This is a genomic window from Chryseobacterium scophthalmum (assembly GCF_900143185.1).
GTDB classification, from domain to species: Bacteria; Bacteroidota; Bacteroidia; order Flavobacteriales; family Weeksellaceae; genus Chryseobacterium; species Chryseobacterium scophthalmum.
Window position 1 is genome coordinate 751606 of sequence record NZ_FSRQ01000002.1, and the last position, 23389, is coordinate 774994.

The 23389-nt window shown below is 33.6% G+C and carries 15 protein-coding genes and 1 riboswitch; of the genes, 13 read left to right on the top strand and 2 right to left on the bottom strand.

Annotated features, from left to right (window positions below):
• Nucleotides 1–106: 106 nt before the first annotated feature.
• The 11 genes from BUR17_RS13665 (at nucleotide 107) to pckA (ending at nucleotide 16834) form a co-directional block, all read left to right on the top strand.
• Entirely contained in the window at nucleotides 107–1600 is a 1494-nt protein-coding gene (locus tag BUR17_RS13665; RefSeq protein ID WP_228418734.1) for a RagB/SusD family nutrient uptake outer membrane protein, read from the top strand.
• 19 nt (nucleotides 1601–1619) lie between these two features.
• Complete coding sequence (locus tag BUR17_RS13670; protein WP_074230910.1) at nucleotides 1620–2447, top strand: hypothetical protein; 828 nt, start codon at nucleotides 1620–1622, stop codon at nucleotides 2445–2447.
• 468 nt (nucleotides 2448–2915) lie between these two features.
• A complete protein-coding gene (locus BUR17_RS13675; RefSeq protein WP_074230911.1) occupies nucleotides 2916–5753 on the top strand; it encodes a SusC/RagA family TonB-linked outer membrane protein in 2838 nt (945 codons plus the stop codon).
• A 13-nt stretch (nucleotides 5754–5766) separates the two neighbouring features.
• The gene (locus BUR17_RS13680; RefSeq protein WP_074231246.1) at nucleotides 5767–7131 is read left to right on the top strand and encodes a RagB/SusD family nutrient uptake outer membrane protein; all 1365 of its coding nucleotides are present in this window, start codon (nucleotides 5767–5769) and stop codon (nucleotides 7129–7131) included.
• 82 nt (nucleotides 7132–7213) lie between these two features.
• Nucleotides 7214–7900 (top strand): hypothetical protein, encoded by a 687-nt coding sequence (locus tag BUR17_RS13685; protein WP_074230912.1) that lies wholly within the window; start codon nucleotides 7214–7216, stop codon nucleotides 7898–7900.
• A gap of 33 nt (nucleotides 7901–7933) precedes the next feature.
• Nucleotides 7934–9874: a putative porin gene (locus BUR17_RS13690; protein WP_074230913.1), complete on the top strand. Its 1941-nt coding sequence runs from the start codon at nucleotides 7934–7936 to the stop codon at nucleotides 9872–9874.
• Between the two features lie 12 nt (nucleotides 9875–9886).
• Nucleotides 9887–11473, top strand: a complete 1587-nt coding sequence (gene bshC, locus BUR17_RS13695) for a bacillithiol biosynthesis cysteine-adding enzyme BshC (protein WP_074230914.1) — start codon at nucleotides 9887–9889, stop codon at nucleotides 11471–11473.
• A 37-nt stretch (nucleotides 11474–11510) separates the two neighbouring features.
• Nucleotides 11511–13241, top strand: a complete 1731-nt coding sequence (locus BUR17_RS13700) for an amino acid ABC transporter substrate-binding protein (protein WP_074230915.1) — start codon at nucleotides 11511–11513, stop codon at nucleotides 13239–13241.
• A gap of 56 nt (nucleotides 13242–13297) precedes the next feature.
• Complete coding sequence (fabD, locus tag BUR17_RS13705; protein ID WP_074230916.1) at nucleotides 13298–14173, top strand: ACP S-malonyltransferase; 876 nt, start codon at nucleotides 13298–13300, stop codon at nucleotides 14171–14173.
• Nucleotides 14174–14184: 11 nt separating this feature from the next.
• Nucleotides 14185–15090, top strand: coding sequence for a GYDIA family GHMP kinase (locus BUR17_RS13710; protein ID WP_074230917.1), 906 nt, complete (start codon nucleotides 14185–14187; stop codon nucleotides 15088–15090).
• Between the two features lie 127 nt (nucleotides 15091–15217).
• Nucleotides 15218–16834 (top strand): phosphoenolpyruvate carboxykinase (ATP), encoded by a 1617-nt coding sequence (gene pckA / locus BUR17_RS13715; protein WP_074231248.1) that lies wholly within the window; start codon nucleotides 15218–15220, stop codon nucleotides 16832–16834.
• Nucleotides 16835–16886: 52 nt separating this feature from the next.
• Here the strand turns inward: pckA and BUR17_RS13720 are convergent, their stop codons facing one another.
• Nucleotides 16887–17864: a helix-turn-helix domain-containing protein gene (locus BUR17_RS13720; protein ID WP_074230918.1), complete on the bottom strand. Its 978-nt coding sequence runs from the start codon at nucleotides 17862–17864 to the stop codon at nucleotides 16887–16889.
• Between the two features lie 374 nt (nucleotides 17865–18238).
• On the opposite strand from BUR17_RS13720, the gene BUR17_RS20900 reads away from it, so the two are divergent.
• Nucleotides 18239–19534, top strand: a complete 1296-nt coding sequence (locus BUR17_RS20900) for a hypothetical protein (protein WP_074230919.1) — start codon at nucleotides 18239–18241, stop codon at nucleotides 19532–19534.
• A gap of 108 nt (nucleotides 19535–19642) precedes the next feature.
• On the opposite strand, the gene BUR17_RS13730 is transcribed toward BUR17_RS20900, so the two are convergent.
• Nucleotides 19643–20050 (bottom strand): type II 3-dehydroquinate dehydratase, encoded by a 408-nt coding sequence (locus tag BUR17_RS13730; RefSeq protein WP_074230920.1) that lies wholly within the window; start codon nucleotides 20048–20050, stop codon nucleotides 19643–19645.
• Nucleotides 20051–20292: 242 nt separating this feature from the next.
• Nucleotides 20293–20389: riboswitch (SAM riboswitch) on the top strand.
• A gap of 83 nt (nucleotides 20390–20472) precedes the next feature.
• Between BUR17_RS13730 and BUR17_RS13735 the strand changes: the two genes are divergently transcribed.
• Nucleotides 20473–23382, top strand: a complete 2910-nt coding sequence (locus BUR17_RS13735) for a SusC/RagA family TonB-linked outer membrane protein (RefSeq protein ID WP_074230921.1) — start codon at nucleotides 20473–20475, stop codon at nucleotides 23380–23382.
• The last annotated feature ends 7 nt before the right edge of the window (nucleotides 23383–23389 follow it).

Genomic DNA, 23389 nt, shown 5'->3' on the forward strand with positions numbered 1-23389 from the left:
AGGGGGAATTTAAATTAAATAAGTTACAATGAAAAAAATAAAAGTTTTATTATCAATATTAAGTATTGCTGTAGTAATGCAGTCTTGTGAAAATTCATTAGACATTGTGCAACCGGGGCAAGTTCCAGATGAGACAATATTTCAGAATTCTAAAGATTTAGAAAAATATTTGGAAGGTGATGTGTATGGCTCATTAGATATTACCAGTCAGGTAGGTTTTACATCATTTTTCACAGATGAAGTTAAAATAGGACCTTCAAATGCTGGTCAAAATCAAGGTTTGTTTAGATATAATCTACAGCCTGATGATGGTTTTGTGAGTGGAATATGGACTGGTAATTATCTTACAATTAATAGAGTTAACAGATTGTTAAAGCAAGCGGGAAAAATTGTTCCTGCTACAGCAGCTGAAACAACTACTTACAAAAATACTCTAGCAGAAGCAAGAGTATTGAGAGCTTTCGCATATTTGAATTTGATGTCTTTTTTTACAACAGATATGAAAAATGATAATGCTTTAGGTGTAATTTTATCAGATACGTATACAGATGATTATACTGTTCAATTGCCGAGAGTGAAGAATGCAGATATTTGGCAGTTAATCGAAAGTGATCTTGCTTTCGGGGTAGCAAATCTTCAGGGTACTGCTTATCAAACATCAGTAGGGCATCGTTTCCCTTCTTTTGCAAGCCCAGCTTTGATTAGTGCTCTAAGAGCTAGGATGTATCTTTATAGAGGTAATTATCCGTTGGCACGACAATACGCACAAGATGCTATTACTGCATCTGGAGTTACTTTAACACTTGGTAGTCCAATTCCTACGGGAACTCCTTCTTGGGCAAATGCAACGACGGCTGGTTCTTGGGCAAATACATTCTATAGTGAATCTTTAACTCCTACACCTTATAGAAGGTTATGGTCAGACGGAGCTAATGGAGAGATAATTTTCAAGCTTAGTCGCCCTACAAACGGTACAGGAGGAAATATTGCGTCACTTTATACTACTAATAGTACTGCTAGTAATGGTTCTCCTTTATGGACTATGGGGTTAAACTTATATTCATCGCTGACATCTTATGCTAGTGATATCAGAAGTTGGTCATTTCTTGATCCTAGCTCAACAGCTACAACATCTAATTTTATTATTGATAAGTATCCAGGAAAAGGAACTACAATTCTTAAAAATGATATTAAGGTATCAAGATTAAGTGAAATGTATTTAATTTTAGCAGAATGTGCTATTATGATCAATGATGATTATGCAACTGCAGCAACGAATATAAGAGCTGTACGTTCTGCAAGAAGATACGTTACTACTGCTGCACCTTTACCAGTATATACAGATAGAGTTACAGCTTTAAAAGATATTTTGAAAGAAAGAAGGGTTGAGCTTTGTTTTGAAGGGCATCGTTATGTTGATTTAAGAAGATTAGGGCAAGCTGCTGGAGTAAGTGTTGACAGAAATGCTGCAGATGACACATATAACTCTGCAACTCCAACTACTATTAGTATTACGGATCATAGATTTACTTTACCTATCCCTTCTGTGGAAATTAACGGTAACCCTGCAATCGCGAACCAGCAAAATCCTGGTTATTAACATTTAATTTAATTTAATTATGAAGAAAATATTTAGTTTATTTGGATTCTTATTAATATTCCTTTCACTTTCATCATGTAAAGATGAAGAAATATTTTATGAGGGAGATTCTTATGTACATTTCTTAAAAGATAAAGGTGAAGCTTTCGTATTTGCTGACCAAACCTATAGAGATGTTGATGTTGAGTTTGGAACTGTGCAAGCAGTTTCAGGTAATCCTGATGTTAAAATTGTTTATGATCCTGTAAATTCAACAGCTGTTGAAGGAGTTGATTTTCAGATTTTAAATGGTGGTTCAGGTACAGTGCCTGATGGACAAGCTATCGGTAAATTTACAATTAGAATTTTAAAAGCTTCAGCAACACAAGCTGGAAAAATAGCTAATTTTAAAATAAAATCGTCGGTATTTGGAAATAATTTAAACTATCAAAGTTATTCTTTAAGAATGTCTCTTACTTGTTCAGATGCAGTTTTCATCGGGACTGGAAAATTCAGAAATAATGTAGCTTGGTGGACTGGAGATACAACTGCTGTTTATGATGTTGTAAAATCTACTCCTGTTGATGGGAATGAGCAATTACGTGTTGATGGTTTTTGGGATAATGGTGATGATTTAGTTGTTTATTACAATCCAACAACCTTTAATGTGACAATCCCAGATCAGTTTACTGGATATACTTATAACTCTGGAGGTATAAACGCTCCGGTTTGGGCTAGACCAGCAACTGATGGTACAAGTTCTTCTTATAACCCATGTACGAGAAGGCTGACTTTGAGAATTTATTATTATTTAAAAGGTACAACTTACTTTTTAGCTAATGATACTGAGGAATTTACTGGGCAATAGTAGCTACTAATTCAAAATCTTTACAGATTTAAAAGTAGAACTGATCCTATGTGAGTTTACACATTATTAATTAAAACAAAAATCCGGAAAAGTGAAATTTTCCGGATTTTTTATGCATTTTTCTAAAGTTTCTTTTTTAGCGAAATAATATTAATTTCAATGTAGAAAAACAGTCATTAACTATTACCTTATTCATAATAATTTATGCTTTTCAACTATAGTGTGTTAAGATTTTGAAGGGAATTAACTTAAATTTATAATAATTTGAAATTATTAATTTCTATAACAAAGCATTTTTTTTTTAAATATCATGTATTTTTAATTGTCTATTGGTAATAATTTTGTATGTAGAAAAAGTTAATTAACTAATTTTTATTAATTGTGTTTGCTTGTTGCTTATTTTTAAAATTTGTTTGTGTTAATATTAATTAACATCTTTGTGAAAATAAATATTAAAATTTAATTAATATGAATGTTAAATTAAGTGTATTAAGTGCAGGAGTTCTGTTTTTTACAGGTCAGGCATTATTCGCTCAAAACAAATCAAACGATACCGTAGCTAAAGAAACTCAGATAGAGGAGGTAGTAATGGTAGGCTTTGGTCAGAAAAGAGCAGTTCAGGAAATTACTGGATCAACTTCAACAATGAAAGCAAAGGCTATTGATGATGTACCAGTAGCTTCCGTTGATAAATTGTTGCAGGGTAGAGTAAGTGGTGTACAAACTGGCTCATCTTCAGGGCAACCCGGAGGTTTTGCTTCTGTAAGAGTTAGAGGGGTAGCTTCTATTAATGGAGGAGTGTCGCCAATCTACATTATTGATGGAGTTAGAGTTTCTTCAGGTGACTTGACAGGTAACAGTACTTCAGCAAACATCTTGGCAAACCTTAACCCTGATGATATTGAATCATTAACAGTTCTTAAAGATGCAGTTTCAACAGCGGTTTACGGAGCTGATGCCGGTGCCGGGGTAATTATTATTACTACAAAGTCAGGAAAGAAAGGAAAGCCTAGATTTAATATTGGTTTTAACCATGGGGTTAGTGATAGAGCAGTTGAAGGATATAGAGGTTTAAATGCATCTCAGTATCAAGATTTGGTAGCGGCTCAAGTTTTAAATAGAATTCCTTCATTAGGGTCAATTGATGCAGTTAAATCTGCTCTTGCTAATCAAGAAATAGGTGGTCTTGAAGGAGCTTCAGTAATCTACAACTCTGATGCTGATACAAATTGGAGAGATGCAGTTTCAAGTAAAGGAGCATATGTTCAGAATGCAGATTTTAGTATGTCTGGAGGTAACGAGAATATTTCTTATTATAACTCAATCAATTATTTTGATCAGAACAGTATTATAAAAAACTCATCATTCAATAGATTGACTTTTACTAACAAATTAGATGTTAAAGCTACAGATAAGTTTAGATTTGGAACAAATCTTCAGATGTCTTACAGTAAAATCAAGACTTTAGGAAATGGAGGTGGTTTTGCTAATCCTATTTTGGGTGAATATTTTCTAAGACCTACAGATCCGCTATATAATGCTGACGGAAGTTACTATTGGGGAAATAACGGACGTATGTCTAATGGTTTATTTAATAATGCTGCATTACTTGAATTGAATTCGCAAGTAGGAAAAACAGCTAGGATTTTTGGTAATATGTATGCAGAATACGATATTCTTAAAAACCTTAAGTACAGATTTGTTTTTGCACCTGAGTATATTAATATCGAAGAAGACCAGTATTCAAGTCCACTACATGGAGATGGTACAAATTATAACGGTCTGGCAGATTCAGGAACAAGAAGATATTTTAATTTCAATGTTCAGAATATTTTAAGTTATAATTTCAGATTAGAAGATAAACATAATTTTGATTTCTCAGTTATTCAGGAAGCATATAAATCAGATTTTAGAGATCTTAGAGCGAGTGCTTCTGCTGTAGGAGCATTGTCTTTGTCAACGATTTCTAATTTTGTAAAAATGCAATCTATTGCTGGTACTAGAGCTGAAAACAGCAGACATGGTTATGCCGTAACAGGACATTATGACTTTGATAAATTAGTATTGCTAGATGCATCATACAGAAGAGATGTATTGTCTAATTTTACACCAGGACAAAAAGCGGGTAATTTCTGGTCAGCTGGTGTTGGTATTGACTTAGCTAGACTTAATTTTATTAGAGAGGTTGAAGCTATTTCTACTTTAAAGTTTAGAGCGTCTTACGGTAAAGTAGGTAACCAAGTGACAGCAAACCCATACGCATTGTATGCTTACTCAACTAATTATGGCGACTTAGCTGCTGCATCTTATTCAGGAGTATATAATCCAAATTTAAGATGGGAAACGATTAAGCCTTTTAATGTTGGTTTTGACTTTGGTTTCTTTCAAAATAGATTAACAGTTTCTGCTGAATACTACAATAAGAAAACTGAAGATTTAATTTATAATATTCCATTATCTTTATCTCAAGGTTTAGGAAGCTATGTTGATAATATTGGAGATTTAGTAAATAAAGGTTTTGAATTTTCTGTTAATGCAGATATTTTCAAAGGAAGCAGAGATCAGTTTAACCTAAGTGTTGGTGCTAATTTAAGTACATTAGATAACGAAATTACCTCTCTTTATGGAGGTGATGTAAATACGGCGACTACCACAATAAGAGTAGGTGAAGGTGTTAGAACTTGGTACATGAGAAAGTGGGCTGGTGTAGATCCTACCAATGGAGATCCACTATGGTATCTGAATGGTGTTGATGGTGAAACTACTAATAATTATAATGCTGCTAAACAAGCTGTACAAGGAAGTTGGTTGAGTACAATCTTTGGAGGAGCTAATATCAGTATGTCTTATAAAGGGATTGGCTTAGACGCTCAGTTTACCTATGGTTTCGGAGGTAAAATTTATAACGATTGGGCAAACTATATGTTGAGTGATGGACAATATACTTTAAACTATTCTGGTTATGCTGATCAGATGGATTATTGGACTCCGGAAAATACAGGTGCTGCGAATCCAAAACCAATTTATGGAGGAAATAAATTGGCTAACAGAGCTTCTACAAGATTTTTATACGATAGTGATTATATCAGATTAGGAAATGCAAGATTATCTTATAGTTTTACAGGGGATGTTTTAAAAGGTTCCGGTCTTAATTCTGTTCAAATATATGTAATGGGTACTAACCTTTGGACACATACGTTTGATGACAGATTAAAATTAGATCCTGAAATTAACTTGGATGGTACGTCTAATTTGAACTTACCTATAATGAGAACATATAGTATTGGTGTTAATATTGGGTTCTAAAAAAATAAATAAAATGAAATTAAATATTTTAAAAACAGTTGTATTAGCAGTTGGTGTATCTACAGCTTTCGTTTCATGTAGCGAAGATTTTGTAGAGACAAAGTTTTATCAAAACGTTGAACAGGCTCCGTTAACGAGCTTAAACGAAGTTGAAGCATTTCAAAGAGGAATGTACACTTCGATGAGAGCGGTTACTTATTATGGTAGAGATTATACCGTATATGGGGAAACTAGATCAGATGAAATGTATAGTAATGGTTATGCAGGGTATTTTAATACTGTTCATAATTATACAATGACTTCTGCAGATGCTTATGCAAGAGATACTTGGTCTCAGATTTATGCAGCTGTTGCAAAAGCTAATATCCTAATTAATACAGATGTTAATAGTATTAAAGGATCAGAGGCAGATCGCGAAGCCGTAAGGTATCATATTGGTCAGGCTCATGTATTAAGAGCAATGTTTTTCTTTGATCTTTTAAAGTTATACGGTCAAAAATATACAGGGGGAACTTTGGGTATTATAACTCCTCTAAAATATGATCCAAAAGCATTACAGGGTAGAGGTACTATTGCTGAAAATGAAGCTCAGATTACTTCAGACTATAATGCTGGGTTAGCAATGATGGTAGCAAACGATCAAGGTATTACAGATCGTGGAACACTTACAATCAATGGTGCAAAAGCAGTAATGAGTAGATTTTTCTTATATAAGAAAGATTATGCAAGAGTAAGAACTCTTACTGATGAAATTATTGCGAGTACTCAGTATCAGGTAATCCCGGCTGCTTCATATGCTGGTTCTTGGGAAGCAGCTAAGCAAAATAATAGCATTTTCGAATTGGAAGTTGGAGTAGCTGGTGCTAACGGTACTAACTCTCTAGGATATATTTATAATTACAATGGTTACGGAAATATAGTTGTACGAGCTTCAAGATATAATAGTTTTGCAGCAAATGATGTAAGAAAAAGTCTTATGACACTTACTGATGGAGAATATTATCTTTATAAATACCCAAACCTTGAAGGTGCTGATAATTTGAAAATTGTAAGATTTGAAGAAGTGCTTCTTAACGGTGTTGAAGCTGAACTTAACGGTGGAAGCGCTACAAAAGCACTTAATTACTATAACAATATTGTAACAAATAGAGGTTTAACAGGAGTTAGTACTGTTGATATGGTACTATTAAAAACTGAGAGATCTAAAGAATTATTAGGTGAAGGATTAAGACAATGGGATCTTCTAAGATGGGGAGATGCTGTGCCTAGACCTGCTGGTGCAAGTACTGATATCAGATTAACTGCTTTCCCTATTCCGAGAGCTGAAACTGATCTTGCGGGTACTCCTGTTGTTGCTAACCCTGGTTATGACAATTAATTAACAAGATAATTTATTATAGAAAAAAGCCTGTATTTTACAGGCTTTTTTCTATTTTTACTCATCATAAAAATTAATAATCATGTATAAAGTCTTAATCACATTTTTACCATTATTTTCTGCTGGAGTGTTAGCTCAAAATACTAGCACTGGGGGAAATATCAATACTGTAGGAAATCGAGTTTTCCTTTCACAAACCAAACTTATAAAAACTTCTGAAGTGAGGGATGGAGATGCTTATTATAACGGCACTAGCTTTTTGAAAGCTAATATTCCTGGTTACTCGAAGAATTTGCAAGAGCTTCGATACAATGCCTATTCCGATGAAATGGAATTTACTAGGGATAATGAAGTATATATTGCTGATAAAGAATCTGGTATGATAGTGAATTTTGAGGATCTAAACAAAAAATATATTTGTCTCAATTATAATTTTGGATTTGGTGATCGATACGGATATCTCGTATTACTGGTATCAAATCCTCAAAAATATTCGCTATATAAAAGAGAAAAATTTGAACTTTTGAAAGGGGAAAAAAGTATCAATGGAATCAATAAAGACAGGAATGATTATTATTCAAAGGAAAAAGATTTGTATCTTCTAGGGTATGAAAATGATTTCAAAAAATTAGATAATAGTAAGAAAAACCTACTAGAAGTCTTTAATTCTAAGTCAAATGAAGTAGAAAATTATTTGAAAACAAACAAAATTAATCTTAAAAAAGAAGCAGATTTAATTAAACTCATCACTTATGTAAATACATTATAACATATTTTATATTTTTGCAGATTAATCATTACAATGAAATATCTTCTTTTTATAATACTTTTCTTCGGCTCTCAGGTAAAAGCACAGGTTATTGTCAATAAAACAGACTCTAACATGCTTGATAAAAAACTAAAAGACACCTTAGTAATAGATTCCGGGACAAAAGATTCTCTTAAAATTTTTAAGCCGACGATTAATGATTATCAGTATCAGACTCAGTTTTCTGAAAAGAAAATCTTTGATACAGCGATGACTTTTAATAAGACGTATATTTTTTCTCAGTACAATAACAGAGATAATTTTGGAAGAGTGCAGTTTGCAAATATCGGATCGGGATTCAATCCTTTATCTTATGAAGTAAATGCCGAACAAAATCTTTCTCTATTACCAACAAATAAATCGTATGGTATTTTAGGAATTAATGACATCAAATATTATGATGTAAAAACTCCTACGGCAACTTTTATTTATCATACTGCGATGAAAAACGGTGCGGCTTTGCAGTCAACGTATACCCAAAATATAGGTAAGAGATTCAATTTTGCTTTAGATTATATGGGACTTCGTTCTCAAGGGTTTTACAGAAACTCTTTGTCGGCAAATAATAATACTTTGTTTTCCGGACACTATACTTCAAAGAGCGGAGATTATGAATTATTCGCTCACTACCTTCATCAGAATGTAAACAATCAGGAGAATGGTGGAATTGTAAATGATGACCTTTTCCAATCAGGAGATAGCGAGTTTAGAAATCGTGATAGAGCTTTGGTGAATTTGGCATCATCCAGCTCACAATATTCTTATAGAAGATATTACCTGAGTCATCAGTTTACTCCTTTTAATGCTGAAAAATTTCCTTTTAGAATTAGACACACCATCTTTAATCAAGGGAATAAATATTATTATAACCAAAGTAGTTTAGAACCATATTGGTACACTTCTGAAGCCGAAATTGTTAATGGCTTTCCTCTTGCAACTAAAAAGTATTCAAATAATTTCAGCAATACATTCAGTTTGGTTTTCGATAACGAGCGTTTTAAATTAGATGCAGGATTAAGATATCAAATGCTGAAATTCGGGGTCGATCAAATTACATTGCCTATTCTTCAAATTCCTTCTGAGATGAAAGAAAACAGATTGGGAGCTGTCGGAAATCTACAGATTAAACTTTTCGATAAATTCCAGGTCAATTCATTCTTGGAAATTTCAAAAGGAAATCAGTTTGGAAATTATTTGAAGACGACAAACAATATCAAGTTTGAGCCGATTAAAGATTACTTTGTGAATGCAAAAGTAAATTTCCAAAGTTCATATCCGTCGTTTAATTATCTTGCGAATGCCTCGGTATACAACAATTTTAATTATTTCCTTAGTGATGCAAAAAATCAGTCGGTAACAGAAATTGGTGGAAATGTTAATTTAAAATGGTTCCAAACTCAACTTTTTGCCAACTATTTTAGAGTAGATAATTATACTTATTTTGATGCAGCTGCAATGCCGAGACAGAGTGCAAATTCTGTAAATATTTCTCAGATTGGAGGTGATGCTACTTTCAGTTATGGTAAATTTCATTTAAATACAAGATTGCAGTTTCAAAATGTTTTAACCAATAAAGAATTATTACCATTGCCTTCTTTTATAGGAAGAGCCAACTTTTTCTTTCAGTCTAAAGCATTCAAAAATGCAGCAGAAATTCAGGCTGGTTTAAAAGTATATTATTTCTCAAAATTTGCTACCCGAGAATATTTCCCGATTCTTAACGAATATATTTTGCCAAGCGCAGATTCTTTCTCAATCGGAGGACAGCCAATTGCTGATCTATATGTTAATATGAAAGTGAAAAGAATGTTTTTCTTTATCGAAGGTCAGCAAATAGGAACGGTCGTTTCACCAAACAAATCGTATGCATTCCCACATTATCCGGTCTATGATTTTAGACTGAATATTGGGATTTTATGGTATCTGTTCAACTAAAATTTAATCAGGTTGAAAACAATAAACAAAATAGCATTCAGCGAAATCGAAAGTATTCCAAAATTGGTAAAAGATTTCCTGAATCATGATATACAAGGATTTGAAGCACAAACTTTTTCGCTTGAAAACTTTGCTCAGCAAATTCATTTAAAACAAAACTCTTTTGCATTAGAAAAAAGAGAAATTCTATCTGAAACAATAAAATCTCAACTTTTAGATTTTAAGTTGTCTTCTAAACAGACAGAGAACTTAGAAAATCTTAAGCATAAAAATACATTCACCATTACAACCGGACATCAGCTTAATCTTTTTTCCGGACCTGTGTTTTTTGTATACAAAATTCTTCAGACGATAAAAACCTGTACTTATTTACAGCAGAATTTCCCTGATTTTAATTTTGTTCCAGTCTACTGGATGGCTTCCGAAGATCACGATTTTGCGGAAATCAATCATTTTAAAACCGAGAATAATTATTACGAAATCAATGAGAAATCGGGAAGTGCAGTTGGAAAAATTCAAATCAACGATACTTTTTTTATTTCTGAATTTGAAAAAGAATTTAAAGATTCTGTTTTCGGAACTGAGCTTATTTTAATGCTTAAAGAAGCTTACAAAAACGGAAATACTTTAACGAAAGCAATTCAGACTTTGGTTAACAGATTGTTTTCAGATTTTGGTTTGTTGATTCTTGATGGTGATTCAAAAGCATTAAAAAATCAGATTAAAGATGTTTTTAAAGATGAACTTGAAAACTTTAGTTTACATAAAAACTCAAAAGATAAAGTAGATTTTCTGACGGATAAATATGGAAAAGTTCAGGTAAATCCACGTGAAATTAATTTATTTTATCTTTCTGAAACCCGAGACAGAATAGATTTTGACCGCGAAAATTATATCGTTGTAGATAAAAATATTCAGTTTACGAAAGAAGAAATTTTAAACGAGCTTGAAAACTATCCCGAAAAGTTTAGTCCAAATGCATTGATGCGACCTGTTTATCAGGAAACTGTTTTGCCCAATCTTGCCTATATCGGTGGAAATGCCGAAATCATGTATTGGCTTGAGCTGAAAGATTATTTTACCCAACTTAATTTACCGTTTCCGATTTTAATTCCGAGAAACTCGATGTTGTTTTTAAAAGAAAAAACAATCGGTAAAATCGAAAAATTAAATTTAAAACTGGATGACTTCTTTCAGAATTTCACAAAAATCACGAACGATAAGATTTTAGATAATAATGAAATTCTTCATTTGCTTAATCAAAAAGAAAATCTTCTGACGAAACAGTTTTCAGAATTGAAAAATGCAGCCGAAAATACAGATCAGTCTTTTGGAAATCTTGTAAAAGCTGAAGAAACAAGACAAATGAAATCTTTTGAAAGAATGAAAAAAAGACTTCTTCGTGCTGAAAAAATAAAACAAAACGAATTGTTGGAGCGTTTAGAAAATCTGTTTTTAGATGTTCATCCTTCAAAAACGTGGCAGGAAAGAATATATAATTTCTCTGTATTCTTTGCAGATTTCGGATATTCTTGGATAGAATTTTGCATGGAAGAAATGGTGGTAGAAGATTCAAAATTAATAATTGTTGCCATTTAATTTTAAAGAAGTATTTTTGTAAATTATAATATCGAAAATGATTAAGAGGTTTTTTGTACTATCTGGTTTATGTTTGTTTCTTGGTTTAACTGCTCAGAAAACACACACGGTTATAAAAGGTGATACTCCCTACAATATTTCAAAGAAATACGGAATTTCTGTAGACGAGCTGTTGAAGTTGAATCCTAAAGTAAAAGACGGAAAACTGGCGATTGGAGATGTGGTTACCGTAAAATCGGGAACTGCAAATGCGGTTGCTGCAAAAACTCCTGTTGTAAACGCCTCTTCTAAAACCGGGAAAATCATTCTTCAGCCTAAACAAACGGTTTACGGAATTACAAAACAGTATAAAATTTCTGAAACCGATTTGAGAAAGCTCAATCCAGAGTTAGATTCTCACATGAAAATCGGTGACGAAATCACTTTACCTCTTGATAGCATCAAAAAATATGGTGGAAATCAGGCTGTAGCGACTACAGTAACAAAACCTGTCGAAACTTTTACAGAAACTGCTCCGGTAAATAATAACAAAACTAAAATGGATTCCGGAAACGAAAGATCTTCAGCCGGAAATTCTCATTCTAATCAGGATGAATACGCTACTTATACCGTTGAACAAGGTGATACCGTTTTTTCAATTGTGAATAAGTTCGGAATTACAATTGATGAACTGGTTTCTTTAAATCCTGAATTATCAAAAGGTTTAAAAGCCGGAATGGTTATCAAAATCAGAAAGCTTGATGCTGCTTATATCAAAAAGAATGGCGATGCTTTAAGTGTTGTTTTGATGCTTCCTTTCGGTTACAATACTGGCGAAACGCAATATCGAGCAATGGCGACAGATTTTCTTACGGGAGCTAAATTAGCGATTGAAAGAAATGCTTCAGCCGGACAAAAATTAGATATTAAAATTGTTGATTCTGGTAACGAAGCTTCATTCAAAAGCTCTTTATCACAAATCAATCCAAATAATACCGATTTAATTATCGGACCTTTCTTCAAGTCGAATGTAATTGATCTTTTAGATTTTACTAAAACTCAGAAAATTCCTGTTGTTGCACCATTTGCAAACTCACCGGAATTATATAATTACAGCAACCTGATTATCGTTGAAACCAACGATCAGACGTATGCCGATAAAATTGCGGAAGAAGTAAAATCGGTGTATTCTGATCAGAAAATTTATATTGTTGCAGACGCTAAAAAAGACAATGCCAATTATCTGAAGTCAAGTCTTGAGAAAAATGTTAAAAATGCTCAGATTATTGTTGTAAATGCTGCTTCAGAAATCCAGTTGGATCAAAATATGATGACAGGACAATCTGCTCCGGTTATTGCAATTTTGGCAAGCGATAATGATACGGTAGGTGAAGCTTTTTCAAATAAAGTAATTGCTTTGTCTAAAGAAGTTCAGGGTATGAAAGCATTCAGTATGTATGCTGTTCCGAGTTTCGATAAAAAAGTGGATGAGTTGAGCCAGGCAAGTTTGGTTTATCTGATGGACAGAAAAATCAACGCTGATGGAAATTTTGAAAAAGAAATTTTAGCTACTTACAAATCAAAATACTGCAAAACTCCTGGGAAATATGCGGTAATTGGTTTTGATGTGGTAAACGATATGTTGACAAGAGAAAACAAAAAAGGAGAAATCTTTAAGCAAATCAATAAAGTACAGACTCAGTTGGCTACTAAATTTGAATTTGTAAAATCTAAATCAAACGGAGCTTATGTAAACACAGGCTTCAGAGTGATCAGATTGGTTCCTTAATTTCTTTAAGGACTTTATATTAAACTATATTTTTGTATTAAACTTTAAATAAATAAATGAAAGCACTTGTATTTCCTGGTCAGGGATCACAGTTTGTAGGTATGGGAAAAGAATTATACGATTCCCGTAAAGACATTAAAGATCTGATGGAATCTGCTAACGAAATTTTAGGTTTTGATATTCTTTCCCTTATGTTTAGCGGGACAGATGAAGATCTTAAGAAAACGGAGGTTACTCAACCTTCAATATTCATACATTCAGTTGCTGCTTTAAAAGCGGTAAACGGTCTTGGTGCCGAAATGGTTGCAGGACACTCTTTAGGAGAATTTTCTGCATTGGTTGCCAATGGAGTTTTATCTTTTGATGACGGTTTGAAACTGGTATCTGAAAGAGCTAAAGCAATGCAGGCTGCTTGTGATGCAAACCCAAGTTCTATGGCCGCAATTTTAGGTTTGGATGATGCTAAAGTGGAAGAAATTTGTGCATCAATCAGTGGAGTAGTGGTTCCTGCAAATTACAATTGTCCTGGACAATTGGTAATTTCTGGTGAAACGATTGCCGTAGAAGAAGCTTGTGTTAAATTAAAAGAAGCTGGAGCAAAAAGAGCATTATTATTGCCGGTAAACGGAGCTTTCCATTCGCCATTAATGCAACCTGCACAAGAAAGATTGGCTGCTGCAATTGAGAATACGAAATTCAGAAAGGCAACTATTCCTGTTTATCAGAATATTACAACAACTGCTGTTACAGATCCGGATCAGATTAAAGCTAATCTTATCGCTCAGTTAACGGGGCCTGTAAAATGGACACAGTCTGTTCAGAATATGATTAAAGATGGTGCTACAAATTTTGTAGAAGTGGGTCCTGGAAAAACACTTCAGGGATTAATCAAAAAAATTGATAGCGCAGTAGCATCTGCTTCTGCCATCTAATTAAAATAAAAATGGGCGAAATTTATTCACCGGGAAAGCTTATGCTTACTTCAGAATATTTCGCTGTAGACGGAGCTCTTGTCTTAGCGGTACCCACAAAGCTAGGACAGGAGTTTTTTTTTGAAGAAAAGCAAGACGGAAAATCAATTGTTTTCTGGGAAGCTTATCATCAAAACAAATTATGGCTAAAAGCTGTCATCGATTATAAAACATGGCAGATTTTAGAAACCAATATCAATCAAAGCGCAGAGTTTATTCTTAAAACTCTTAAAAATGTTCAGAGTCTTTCTGAAACTAAATTTAAAAGCACCGATACCTATCATTTAAAAACAAATCTTCAGTTTCCATCAGATTATGGTTTGGGAAGCAGTTCTACTTTAATGAACAATCTTGCGGAATGGTCGCAGATTGATCCTTTCCATTTAAATTCTATAAGTTTGGGTGGAAGCGGATACGATATTGCAGTTGCTAATGCAAAATCTGCAGTTTTGTTTCAGAACAAACCTAAAATACATTTTGAGAAGATAAATTTCAATCCAACATTTAAAAATGACTTGATTTTTATTCATCTCAATCAGAAGCAAGATAGTCGCGAAGCGATTCAACTTTACAGGTCAAAAATAAAGTCTCAAATTATAGTAGACGAATTTTCAAATCTCACAAGAAATATTTTGTTATGTGATGAATTGGAAAATTTTTCAGAACTAATGATGTTACATGAGCAAAAAATTTCAGATTTTATTGAAATTCCGACAGTTAAGTCAAGGTTTTTCTCAGATTGCCCTAGTTTTGTTAAAAGTTTGGGAGCTTGGGGTGGCGATTTTGTAATGAGCTCAAAATTTGTAGGGTTTAAGGACTATTTTTGGGGAAAAGGTTTTACTACTGTTTTTGAGTGGGATGAAATAATCGGTTGTTAATCAGGTTTTTATATCTGTCATTTTTTATTTGTCATTTTCGCTTATATGTTTATATTTATCCACGTTTAACAATTTGTTAATATTCATAATGTTAAACAGGCAAAAAGAAAAAGAAAATATAAGTAAAATGAAAAACGCTAAAATCGTCCAAGATTTACAAAAATTAGGAATTAAAGGAGATTACGAATTAATTTATAATCCTTCATACGAAGAGTTATATCAAGCGGAAGTTTCACCTGAAAATCAGGGTTTTGAGAAAGCTGAGCTTACAGAATCTGGTGCAGTTTCTGTAAAAACGGGAATTTTCACTGGTCGTTCGCCTAAAGACAGGTATATTGTTCAGGATGATGTTACAAAAGATACTATTTTCTGGGATGGTAAAGTAAATTTACCTACAACACCTGAAATTTTCGAATCATGTAAAGATTTGGTATTGACTCAACTTTCTGATGCGAAAAAGATTTATGTAGTGGATACTTTTTGTGGAACCAATATCGACACAAGATTAAAAGTAAGATTTATCGTTGAAGTTGCTTGGCAGGCGCATTTCGTTACAAATATGTTTATCCGTCCTTCTCACTTCGAGTTAGAAAACTTCGGAGAACCAGATTTTACAGTAATCAACGGATCAAAAACTACAAACCCTAACTGGGAAGCGCAGGAATTAAATTCTGAAAACTTTGTCATGTTTAACCTTACTGAAAAACTTCAGATTATTGGAGGAACTTGGTATGGTGGTGAAATGAAAAAAGGAATGTTTGCAATGATGAATTATTACCTTCCATTAAAAGGAATGGCATCAATGCACTGTTCTGCAAACGTAGGAGAAGAAGGAGATGTAGCGTTATTCTTCGGACTTTCGGGAACAGGAAAAACTACTTTGTCTGCAGATCCTAAAAGATATTTAATTGGTGATGACGAGCACGGTTGGGATAATAACGGGGTTTTCAATTACGAAGGTGGTTGTTATGCTAAAGTAATCGATTTGTCAGCAGAAAAAGAGCCGGATATTTTCAGAGCGATAAAAAGAGATGCACTTCTTGAAAACGTTGTGGTACACGACGGTGTTGCTGATTACACAGACGGATCTATCACTGAAAACACAAGAGTTTCTTACCCGATTTATCATATCAACAAAATCGTTTTGCCTTCTAAAGCAGGTCACGCAAGTAAGATTGTTTATCTTTCTGCTGATGCTTTCGGAGTATTGCCTCCGGTTTCTATTTTAGATGAAAACCAGGCTCAATATCATTTCCTTTGTGGATATACTTCAAAATTAGCGGGAACTGAAAGAGGAATTACTGAACCAGAACCATCTTTCTCACCTGCATTTGGTGAAGCGTTCTTAACACTGCACCCAACAATGTATTCTAAAACATTGATCGGGAAAATGAAAGAACACGGTGCAAAAGCTTATTTAGTAAACACTGGATGGAACGGTACCGGAAAAAGAATCTCGTTAAAAGATACAAGAGCAATCATTGATTCTATCATCGACGGATCAATCGAAAAAGCTGAAAAAACAACGATCCCAGTAATGAATTTAGAAATTCCAACTTCATTGCCAAATGTTTCTGAAGGGATTTTAGATCCTAGAGATACATACAACGATGTTGCAGAATGGGAAGAAAAAGCAAAAGATCTTGCTGCAAAATATATCAAAAACTTCGAGCAGTATTGTAATACTGACGAAGGCAAAAAGCTGATTGCTTCTGGTCCTCAATTGCAGGAACAGACCATTTAGAAATAGTGAAGAAAGGCTCATCAATTTGATGAGCCTTTTTTATTTTTGTAAATTAATTTTTATAATTTAATTGCACATATTCTGAAGGTGTAATTTCTTCTATCTGCTTAAAAACACGGTTAAATGTCGATTGATTTGAAAAGCCAGCTTCTGTATAAATATACATTAAAGTAGTTTTTTGAAAATCAATTTCATTAAAAAGTTGTTTTACGTGATTGATTCTGTAAATATTTAGATAGCTGTTGAAATTAGGATACCCTTTATAGCGAATAGCTTTGGAAATGTAAGTACTATTAACATCCAATATTACGCTCAGTTTTGAAAGATTGAATTTTACATCTTTAAAAAGCATATCTTCTTTCATTACGTTTTCTATTTTTCCGAATAATTTTTCCATATTTTCAACATCGGTATCCTCTGTTAGTACATTGGCCTCTGTTACTTTTATGGTTTCTTTATGAGCTTCTTCAAATTTCATAAATCTAGATAAAACTTCAAGTTTTCTGATTTTATCTTTGTAATAAATCAACAAAACAACAACCAGAATATTTGAAATATATACAATAGTATCTGTAAAGATTACTTCTTGTTGGCTATGTGCTGGAAAATTGAAATTATTTGCCACTATATATCCAATAATAATGTTTAATAATGTATATATAGTATATTTTAACACTTCTTTGCGTCTAAAAAATATATGAGCAGCAAGAGGAATTGGTAAAAGCCAGCAAAAACTTGCAACGGAATTATGCCAAAATATAAGCATAATATAAAAGTTAAATAATGGTGCAACTATTAAATATGTATGAACAATTGTATTGATATTGTATTTTTTTCGCGCAAGCAAATAACTGTAACTTGCAAAAAACAACCCTATAATTAAGTACCAAGAGAGTATTTTATTTGGAATGAAAAAGGTGAATATTATAATATATACAATTAATACGGATGCCATAAGAATTGTATATCTGTCCATCAATTCATATTTTACTTTTTTTATTTGTTCATCTTTCGATTTTAAATCTGACATCCTTAATTAATATTTCTATAATGATAAATGAATTTTAATAAATGACTTACGTAACGTGCTCATTTAGAAAGGTACAAAAAAATATCAGTTATATACGGGTTTTCATTTATGAAGTTTTTTTTTGATTTACACAGATCTGTAATTTTGTAAAAAGACAAACGAAATTACTATTACGTGTTATCTGCACTAGTGTATTTGATCTCAATTTTTTACTGCAAGGGTTGGCTTAGCGAAAATTAATATACTCAAAACATAAAAATATTTATTTACATTTTTACGATAAATCACTAACACAATTGTCATTATATAAAAAAGTAGTTACGGAAAGAGCATAATTCTGTGCTCTTTTTAGATGTTAATTAAAAAAAATTAAAATGAAAAAAACATTATTTCTTTTTTCAATCTTGTCTTCTATTTTGGGATACTCCCAAGTTGGTGTCAATACCGAGAATCCCCAAGGGATTTTTAACGTAGATGGACGAAAAGACAATACAGCTACCGGAATACCAACGGTTGCTCAGCAGGCGAATGATTTTGTTGTGACAGTAAATGGGAGTGTAGGAATCGGAACAACTATTCCCAACGCATCTGCAATTTTAGACATTAATGTAGATGGGCTAACTTCCGGGAATAAAAAAGGTTTTTTGGGTCCCAAAGCAGAATTGTCATCTGAAACGGATCAGGTTACAATACCTTCACCAGCAACAGGATTATTGGTATATAACTTGGGAACGGGAGGACTTGTTTACAATGGATATGTATTTTGGAACGGTACGGAATGGAGAACACTGAGTAATGGGAGTCTTACTCCCGGAACCATTGGTGCCATTACTTGTAACGGTGTACAGCTTAGTCCAAGCACATATACTTTAGGAATTCCTTATACAGGAACGATGAATGTGCCTTATACAGGAGGAAACGGAGGGGTTTATCCTGCGCAAACTGTTGGTCCTGTGAATGGACTTACTGCAACTTTATCTGCAGGCAATTTTAATTCTGGTTCAGGCACGCTTAGTTATACTGTTTCCGGAACACCCACTGTGACGAGTCCTGTTACTACAGTTTTTTCATTAAATATTGGTGGGAAAACATGTAATGCAGTTATTGGAGCAGGGGAGGAAATTGCGCCAGGAAGTCTGGTTTTTTATAAAGCAAGTATTCCTGCTAATCCTGCCAATGTTTGGTTAAGTGCTTATGCTTCTGATCTTCCTATTTTAGGGGGGAAATTGAGATTGGATGCTTTTTTTAATGCTGACTCAAGTATTGGTGTAGGAGGAGTTTCCATGTTTCCACGATTGGTTAATACTTCTTCGTCACCTGTTAAATTTTGGTTTAGTGCATTAACTACTGTTGATAGATTCAATGCTGGAAATTATTTGCTTGCTCCTAGTATTCCTACAGGTTCTGGTACTGCTCTTGCTCCTTCTGCTTATGTAGAATTGGATAACGGAATCTATTTTAACTTAGGATACGATGATAGAGTAGGAACCAGTATACCAAGAATTATAGGAAGTGGTGGGAATGCTCACCAAGAGGTTCTTACAATGGATCTTGCATTAGATGATACTTGGTACAGGGTTTATTATTTCCCAATAGTTAATAATAAAAATACAGCAGTAACAACAGATGATACAAGAGATATTTATTTGTCTATACAAAGATTGTATTAATTAAATTACTTACGAAACTAAGTTCGGTTTAAACATTTGTTTAAACCGAACTTTTTTATTTTAGCAATAAATTAAATTTTCTACAATTTATGATTGTGTAAACATATATTATTTTAAACTCAAAACTGCCAATCGATATCCTTCCATTCCAAAGCCGGACAAAACTGCATCCGTACAAGCTGCCGTTACAGATTTCTGCCTAAATTCTTCTCTTTTGTAAATATTACTGATGTGAACTTCTACTTTCTGTTTCTGAATATTCTTTAAACAATCCGCAATTGCATAAGAGTAATGTGTGAAAGCTCCGGGATTAATAACAACTGCATCAAAATCATCTACCTGAAGCCTGTTAATCAGTTCTCCTTCAATATTCGACTGATAATAATTCAATTCATGAGCGGGAAATTCAGACTTTAATTTTTCTAAATACTCTTCCATAGAAACACTACCGTAAATTTCGGGCTCTCTCGTGCCTAACAGATTGAGATTAGGACCATTTATAATTAAAACTTTCATAGTATAAATTTAGAAAGTTTTTTTAATAAGTCGAAAGCTTTTCTATTTTAAATCATTTTTTAGAATTGCATTATTTTTAATGATATTTATCATATTTGAGAATTTGATAATCTTTATAACCCCCTATTTTAGTGTTTTTTAAGAATGTATTAAGTTAATTTTTATTAAATAATAATTTAAAATCATAAAGTCTACTTGTTTTGTAGACTAATTGTTTTTAGATTTGCAAACATATTTCGATCGGCTTATAAAGAAAGATGGAGGGAACTGACCCTGTGAAGTCTTAACAACCTGCTCTTTGCAAGGTGTTACATTCAGCCTTTAAAGGAAAAATAAGCAATTGGTTAATCGTATTTATCGATGCCCTTTGCTGTCTTTTCTGCAAAGGGTTAATTTTTAAAATTTGATAAATGAAATGAGTTATGATTAACAAAAATTTAATTAATTCTAAAGCTTGGATTCCACCTGTTGCAGTATTTTTCTTAGGAATAATCAACATTCATGGTCAGGAAGCAAAAAAAGATACACTTCGCGAACAAGATATAGATGAAGTAGTAGTTGTTGCTTACGGAAAAGCGAAAAAAACAAGTTACACAGGCTCTGTGGCAACGATTTCGAGCGAAAAAATAAATAACAGACCCGTTACCAATATTACCAAAGCTTTGGAAGGACAGGTTCCTGGTCTTCAGGCGGTAAGTGCTTCAGGACAACCGGGTGCAACGGCATCTATCCGTATTCGTGGAATTGGCTCGGTGAGTGCTTCAAGTAATCCTTTGTTTGTCGTAGACGGAATTCCTTTTGACGGGAATATCAATTCGATAAGTCCCAATGATATTGAATCGATCAGTGTTTTGAAAGATGCTACGGCAAGTTCACTATATGGTTCAAGAGCAGCGAATGGAGTAATTATTATTACAACAAAATCCGGAAAAAAGGGTGAGGCAAAAGTGAATTTTAATATCAGTCAGGGTTTTTCTACCAGAGCGGTTAAAGATTACGAGCAGGTAAATACAGATCAGTATTTTCAGTTGTACTGGGAAGCTTTGAGAAATGGCTACAAATCGAGTCAGGTTACTTCTCAACAGGCGGCGCAAATGGCGAGTGATAATTTAGTTTCTGCTTTAGGAATCAATCCTTATGGTTCAGGTTACGCAAAACCAGTGGGGACCGATGGAAAACTTTTGTCAGGAGCTAATGCTTTATGGAACGACGACTGGAGAGATATTCTTCAGAGAGTTGCAGCAAGAAGTCAGGTAGATTTAGATTTCAGTGGCGGAAGTGAAAAGAGCAACTATTTCTTTTCATTAGGGTACCTTGATGATAAAGGAATTGCTATTGGATCAGGCTTTACAAAATACAGTACAAGACTTAAAATAAACTCTGAAGTCAAAAAATGGTTAACTGTTGGTGCTAATTTAAGTTATACCAACAGTCTTCAGGAAGCGCCGCCTTCTTCAGATTCCAGAACGGATAATATCATTAATGCAGCAAGAGTAATTCCTTCTTTTTATCCTTATTACGAAAGAAATGCAGACGGAAGTCACCGGTTAGATGCCAATGGAAATTATATCTACGACTTTGGAAAATACCGTCCTACAAGTGCTTTGCAAAATCAAAATGCTGCGGCAACATTACCTTTAGATAAAAATGAAAACCGTGAAGATAACTTTTCAGGAAAAGGATTTTTAGACTTTACTTTCTTACCGGAATTAAAGTTTAAATCTAGCTTTTCTGTTGATTTGGTTAATTACAACGGTCACTTTTATTCCAATCCTTTGATAGGGCAAGGAAGCGAAATCGGTGGTTCGGTAACAAAAACAAATTCAAGAACGCTGTCTTATACAACCAGTAATATTTTGACTTTTGATAAAAAATTCAACCAGCATCACTTTAATATTTTAGCGGGACAGGAATTTTATCATTACGAATTTCAAACCATCTCAGGAAACAGAAGTCAATTTTCACTTCCATATTACTATGAGCCAGATGCAGCAGCTTTGTTAGGAGGATTTAGCGGAAGCAGCGATAAACTAGGTTTGTTAAGTTATTTAGGAAAAGCGGAATATGATTTTAAAAATAAATATTTCATTTCCGGATCGGTAAGAGCAGATGGTTCTTCAAGATTTTCACCTGAAAACAGATGGGGAACTTTCTGGTCAGTTGGTGGTTCATGGAAAGCTTCGAGCGAAAATTTCATTAAAGATTTGAATATTTTTGATCAGTTGACGCTTCGTGCAAGTTACGGAGGTCAGGGAAATGATAAGTTGAGTACGTATTATGCCTACCAAAGTTTGTACACATTTTATAATAATCTAGGTGAAGGCGGTACGGTTGCAAGCAGACTTCCTACTCCGGATCTGAAGTGGGAAACCAATCTCAACTTAAATGTAGGATTAGAATTTGCCATTCTGAAAAACAGAATCAAAGGTAATGTAGAATATTTCCAGCGTCAAAGTAAAGATCTTTTGTTTGATATGCCTTTGGCTCCATCAGTTGGTTTCAGCGGTTATCAGGCGAATATTGGAGAATTAAAAAACACAGGTTTTGAATTTTCTCTCTTTACAACTCCTGTTAAAACAGATGATTTCGAATGGAATGTTGATGTGAATCTGAGTACTTTAAAAAATGAAATTACAAAGCTTCCGAAAGGTTCAATTGTTAGCGGGACAAAACGTTTGCAGGTTGGAGGTTCTATTTATGATTTCTTCATTCCAGAATGGATGGGAGTTGATCCGACTAACGGAAATCCGCTTTGGAAAACAATTACCACTGATGCAAACGGAAATACAGTAGAAGGAACGACTTCTGAGTATGCAAAAGCTACGAAAACTTTGCAGGGTTCTTCTTTGCCTAAAGTAATGGGTGGCCTTACAACCAGCATCAGATATAAAGATTTTGATTTTTCTGGATTATTGACTTTCAGTTTGGGTGGTAAAATTCTCGATACCGATTATACGATGTTGATGCATAACGGAAGTGCTGCAGGAAGAGCGTGGAGTTCTGAAATGTTAAACCGATGGACTCCTGAAAATACAAATACGGATGTTCCGGCTTTAAGCACAACAACCAATAACTGGACTTCAGCTTCGTCAAGATTTTTGTATTCCGGAACGTATGCAAGAATTAAAAACGTAAGCTTAGGATACACCCTTCCTTCAGATTATTTCGAAAAAATCGGATTGAAAAAGCTGAGAGTTTATGTTCAGGCAGAAAACCTTTTCACATTCTATAAACATAAAGGAATGGATCCTGAGCAAACTTTAGACGGAACAACGTACTACAGATATCCTGCAATGAGAACGGTAACTTTTGGTGTGCAGGCTACTCTTTAAAATATTT